The sequence below is a fragment of the Terriglobales bacterium genome (assembly GCA_035624475.1).
GTDB lineage: Bacteria > Acidobacteriota > Terriglobia > Terriglobales > Acidobacteriaceae > DASPRL01.
The window spans coordinates 1-5,089 of sequence record DASPRL010000277.1 but is presented as its reverse complement, the minus strand read 5'-3'; the positions used below and the strand labels follow the sequence as shown (position 1 = coordinate 5,089).

Here is a 5,089-nt window from a genome sequence, read left to right as displayed (position 1 = left end):
CGATCATCCCGCGCGCGCCGAGCAACTGGCCACCGCCTACCTGCAGCAGAAGCCCAAGGACACCGAGATGATGTACTTGCTGGCCCGCGCCCAGCGCAACCAGAACCGCTACAAGGATGCCCTCCACACCCTTGACCAGTTGCTGGTTCTCGAGCCCACCAACCAGGACGCCCGCCACCTGCGCCGCACCCTGACCGTGGACTCCTGGCACTGGGAGGTGTCGGCCACCCACACCACCGACTTCCTCAGCCAGGGCCGCGATCCCCAGAACGAAGACTCCTGGCAGGTGCGCGGCCCCACCCGCCTGGGTTCGCTCATCGGTCGGGTCAGCCGCGCCGACGAATTCGGCCTGACCAGCTACCAGATCGAGACCGACTTCTATCCCCGCATCCGCCCGGGGACTTACGCCTACATCAATCTGGGCGCCTCCCCCGACCAGACCCTCTACCCCAAGTACCGCGTGGGCGCGGACCTCTACCAGAGCGTCGGGCACGGCTTCGAGATCAGCGGCGGCTACCGCCGCCTGCAGTTCAGCGACGACACCAACCTCTTCACCGTCGCGGTTTACAAGTACAAGGGCGACTGGCTCTTCATGGGGCGCGTCTATCTGACCCCCGACGACCTGGGCGTCTCCCACACCATCGTGGTGGGGGCGCGCTACTTCTTGGGCTCCGAGGGCACCCACGACTACATCGAGGTGCGCTTCAGCCGCGGCAGTTCGTTGGCCCTGGCGCGCACCACTTTGGATATCATTGGTCTGAACTCCACCCGCGTGACCTTGGAGGTGGATAAGACCATCGGGCATTTCGCCATCGATCTGAAGGGAGGAGGGGGCTCGGAGGAGTTGGCGCCCGGCAACAAGCTGAACCGCTTCACCGTGCAAGGCTCTCTCTACTATCGTTTCTGATGACCGACGCCACCAAACCCGGCGCAGCCAAGCCTCGGTCGTCCTCGGGAGGCGGGCTGGGGCGCGTGCTGCTGCCCCTGGCGCTGCTGGCCGTCTTCGGCGCCGCCATCTACGGGCGCCACTGGTGGGTGACGCGAAGCAGCCGCGCGACTCTCACCCAAGCCGAGGCGCAGAAGCTCGACGCCTCCAGCAAGGCCCTCATGGACCAGGGCCGCTATCAGGAGGCCCTGGCCCCCACCCTCGAGCTTTACCAGGCCTATCCCGAGAACCACATCTACATCGGCCACCTGGCCGAGATCTACGATCATCTCGGCCAGTACAGCGAGGAGGCGCAGTACTGGGAGAAGTACGTGGACCGGGCGCCCACCCCGGTGGAGGCCTGTCCCAAGTACGGCCAGGCCTACGCCAAGGCCGGCCGCGACAAGGATGCCATCGCCGCCTTCCAGCGCTGCCTCTCCTTCAGCCCCAAGAACTCCGATTCCTATTTTTACCTGGCGCACGCCCAGGAGATGGACGGGCAATGGGATGAGGCCGCCAAGAACTACGAGACGGGCCTGGCCATCTCCCCCGACTACACCGACCTCAGGCTGGGGCTGGCGCGCTGCCGCCTGCGCCAGGACCAGCCCGCCGAGGCCCTCAAGATCGCCAACCAGGTGCTGGCCAAGAATCCCAACAAGGCCGACGCCCTGCTCATCCTGGGCATGGTCTACCTGCACGATGACAAGCCCGCGGAAGCCAAGACCGCTCTGGAGCGCGGGGTCAAGGTGGCCGACACCGACCCCGACTTCCACCGCCTGCTGGCCCGCGCCTATGGCGACCTGAACGACAGCAAGGGCGAACTGCGCGAGTACAACCGCCTGGTCGAACTCTTGCCCAACGACAAGACCATCCGTGCCCGCCGCGACGCCCTGCAGGCCAAGCAGCCATGAGCTGGCGCGGCCCCCTGTTTTTCCTGGCCCGCTTCGTCTTCGCCGCCTTCTTCCTCATCACCTCCATCTACTGCCTGCTGGCTTACATCCCTTTCACCTACCAGCAGGTGGTGGTGGGCCAACTGCTGCCCTGGCTCACCACGTTCGTCCGCATCCATCCTTATCTCTACTGGGCGGCGCTGGCGGTGGTGGCGCCCACGCTGTGGTCAGGCTGGAAGCGCGCCCCCAAGACCACGGCCGCCTTCCTGCTGGCCATGGTGGCCGGTGGGGTGGCCCTGCTCCTCCATCCCGTCCTCTCCGGCCTGGAGAATGACCTCACCAGCCTCTACTGGTGCCTGGCGGCCATGCTGCCGTTGCTGGGGATGGCGGTCAGCGACTGGGTGGGACACGCGGCCGCGCTGCGCTGGACGGATGCCGCCGGCGGCGAAAACCGCCGCCTCTTCCGCACCGCCTGGATGTCGGCGCTCTATCTGGCGCCGTTGTACACGCTGGTGCTGGCGCTGCGCTCCTCCCTGGCCCACAGCCTGCACTTCACCGGCCAGCAGTGGGCCTGGGCCGCGGGCTGGAGCCTGATCTCCCACCTGCTCGCCTTCATGGCGCTGTTCATCGTGCTCGACCTGGTAGTGGCTCTGGCGGGAGTGTCCCGGCGCAAGCGCGGGGCGGAGTTCGTAGGCGTGACCCTGGTGGCCGCCGCCCTGCTTTGGCTGGTCTTCCGTGCCTTGGTCTTTCCGCCCATCTCGTTCCGCGGCTGGCTGGCCGACGGGGTGGCGGCCACGCTGGCCGCCTCCCTGGTAGCCTCGGCCACCGGCATCAGCATCCGCCTGGCGCACCCTGAGGACGAACTGGAGAGCGGCCTGGCGCTGCTGCTGCTGCCGCTGCGCTTCCTGCGCCGCCTGCCCGCCTGGGCCCGCGCGATCTTCTTCGTCCTGCTGGCGGCCGCGACCTGGTACCTCTCCACCGTGACCTCGCAACTGGACTGGGAGTACCTGCTGCAGAAGCTGGCGGCGCTGCTGGTGTGGACGATCACCTTTGCGGCCTTCTACTCCTTGCAGCGTCCGGCGGAAGGGAAGCGCAGTTCGCTCTGGCGCTATGGCGCGGCTGCCGCCGTCCTCGTCCTCTATATCGGCTTGATCACCTGGCAGCCGCGGGAGGCGGCGAGCGGCGCCGTCGAGAGCGAGGCCGCCGCCACCGTCGACGACTACGCCAATTACGACGTCTCCTTCCGCCTGGTGGATGAGCTGCTCTCCGGGCCCGGCGCCGGCTCCGCCGGCCAGCCCGGCAGCGGCGCCTTTTTCACCTTCCTGGCGGAGAACACCCACATCGCGCGCTCGCGTGCGGTGGCGCCGGTGGACATCCACCTGGTCGAACACCTGCGCGACAGCGCCGGCCCCAAGCCCCACATCTTCGTCTTCGTCATCGACAGCCTGCGCCGCGACTACCTGGGCGCCTACAACCCGGCGGTCACCTTTACCCCCAACTTCGACTCCTTCGCCAAGGACAGCGTGGTCATGCAGAACGCCTTCACCCACTACGGCGGCACCGGGCTCTCCGAGCCGGCCATCTGGGTGGGCGGCATGATGCTGCACAAGCAGTACGTCACGCCCTTCCTGCCCATGAACACGCTCAAGAAACTCGTGGATGCGGAGAACTACGACGCCTACGTCAGCAAGGACACCATCCTGGGGACGGTGCTCGGGCCCTCGCCCGAGATGCACGAACTCGACGCCCACCTGGCCACCATGTACTACGACTTCTGCAACACCCTGGGCGAGCTGACCGCCACCCTGGGAGCGCGCTCCGACCCGCGCCCGGTCTTCGTCTATACCCAGCCGCAGAACATCCACATCTCGGTGATCGACCGCGAGGGCCGCTCCGTGCCCCGGGGCGAGAGCTTTCCCCGCGGCTTCGATCCGCCTTACGCTTCCCGCGTCGCCCGCATGGACCGCTGCTTCGGCGATTTCCTCTCCTACCTCAAGAAGAGCGGGATGTACGACAACAGCATCATCATCGTGACCGCCGACCATGGCGATTCCCTGGGCGAGCGCGGACGCTGGGGCCACGCCTACACCGTCTTTCCCGAGATCGTGCGCGTGCCCCTGGTCATCCATCTGCCTCCGGCCATGAAGAGCAAGCTGGCCTACGATCCCCAGGCGGTCGCCTTCCTCAGCGACATCACCCCCAGCCTCTACTACCTGCTGGGACAGCGGCCCATCGTGCCCAGCCCCCTCTTCGGCCGGCCCCTGTTCACCGACACCCTGGAAGAGCAGCGGCCCTATGAACAGAACGCCTACCTGGTGGCCTCCAGCTACGCTCCCGTCTACGGCGAGCTGACGCAGAACGGACGCTACCTCTACATCGTCGATGCGGTCAACTTCAAGGATTACTACTACGACCTTCAGGGCGACACCCGTGGCGTTGGCGGCCGCGTCAGCGAGCAGTTGCGGGTGCAGCAGCGCGGCCTCATCAAGGAGCAGGTGCAGGCCATCGCCCGCTTCTACGGGCTCAGGTAGCCGCGCCCGCTCCGCGCTCCAGGGCGCCTCCTCTCAGCGAAGGTAACACAGGCCAGTTACCCTTAAGAATCATGGCTTTCTGTCGGCTGCTCGACTATACTCTGGCCACTTACCCGGGTATCGCCCATAGTCTGTTCGCAAGTTGGAGTTGTGGAGTCGGCCAAGGCAGTCCCTTGCTCAGGAGGGGCAATGGTCGGAGAGACCTTCGGTAGTTATCGCATCGAAGAGAAGCTGGGCGAAGGCGGCATGGGCGTGGTGTACCGCGCCACCGACACCGAACTCGATCGCCCCGTCGCCATCAAGACCCTGCTCTCCACCCCTTCCAGCATCCCCGAGGACGATCGCCTGCCGCGCTTCCTGCGCGAGGCCAAGGCCGCCTCCCGCCTGCAGCATCCCGCCATCGTCACCATCCACCAGTACGGCGTGCAGGGCGACACCCGCTTCATCGTGATGGAGTACGTGGAGGGCAAGACCCTGAAGAAGATCATCGGGGGCCGGCCCGTCCACATCAACCAGATCTGCGAGATCGCCATGCAGGTGGCGGACGGGCTGGCCCTGGCGCACGAGAAGGGCATCATCCACCGCGACCTGAAGAGCGAGAACGTGATGGTCACGCCGCGCGGCCAGGTCAAGATCCTGGACTTCGGGCTGGCCAAGCTGCGCGAGCCCGAGGCCCGCGACGACGCCGCCACCGCCGCCCAGTCCCTCACCCAGGCGGGCATGATCATGGGTACCATCACCAA

General features: G+C 66.6%; 4 protein-coding genes. All 4 read left to right on the top strand.

Going from position 1 to position 5,089, the window contains the following annotated elements:
* Nucleotides 1–907: YaiO family outer membrane beta-barrel protein (locus tag VEG08_11010; protein HXZ28513.1), on the top strand; the 907-nt coding region annotated here is incomplete at its 5' end.
* On the top strand, nt 907–1,836 hold the full coding sequence (locus VEG08_11005; GenBank protein ID HXZ28512.1) for a tetratricopeptide repeat protein: 930 nt from the start codon (nt 907–909) through the stop codon (nt 1,834–1,836). The genes VEG08_11010 and VEG08_11005, both read left to right, overlap by 1 nt.
* Nucleotides 1,833–4,346, top strand: coding sequence for a sulfatase-like hydrolase/transferase (locus VEG08_11000; protein HXZ28511.1), 2,514 nt, complete (start codon nt 1,833–1,835; stop codon nt 4,344–4,346). Before VEG08_11005 ends, VEG08_11000 begins: the two co-directional genes overlap by 4 nt.
* A gap of 189 nt (nt 4,347–4,535) precedes the next feature.
* Nucleotides 4,536–5,089 (top strand): serine/threonine-protein kinase (locus tag VEG08_10995; protein HXZ28510.1); only part of this gene is annotated, 554 nt, incomplete at its 3' end.